Source organism: Polaromonas sp. P1_G2 (assembly GCF_056405515.1).
Genome location: NZ_JBFUBY010001813.1, coordinates 1 through 353, shown reverse-complemented (window position 1 = coordinate 353; position 353 = coordinate 1). Strand labels below are relative to the sequence as shown.

The following is a 353-nucleotide window of genomic DNA, read 5'->3' as shown; positions in this document are numbered from 1 at the left end:
CGCTGGCGCTGTTGACCGGAAACGGCGTGCCCATCAACCAGGCGCTCGGGCTCAGCATCACCGCTTGCCCGGTCAAGAGCTATCATCCGAAGCTGCAGGAGGTCCGGAAAAAGGTCGTTCAGGGTGCTGCTTTTGTCGCAAGCCTCAAAGCCTCCGGCCTTGTCGATGAATCCAGCCTGGCGCTGCTGAGTGTCGGCGAGGAAGCCAACCGGCTGCCGGAAATGGCCGAGCGCGCCGCCTATCTGATCGAGCGGGATACGACGCGCCAACTCGACCGGCTGCTGAAAGTGCTCACCCCGGCCATTACCATCACGATGGGCCTGGTGATCGGCAGCCTGGTCATCTCGGTGATG

Annotated in this window: 1 protein-coding gene; it reads left to right on the top strand. The window is 62.9% G+C overall.

Features of this window, described 5'->3' with window-relative positions; translation table 11 throughout:
• Positions 1 to 11: 11 nt before the first annotated feature.
• Positions 12 to 353, top strand: a 342-nt coding sequence (locus tag AC1D0P_RS32710; RefSeq protein ID WP_477680519.1) for a type II secretion system F family protein, incomplete at its 3' end; no start/stop codon positions are given.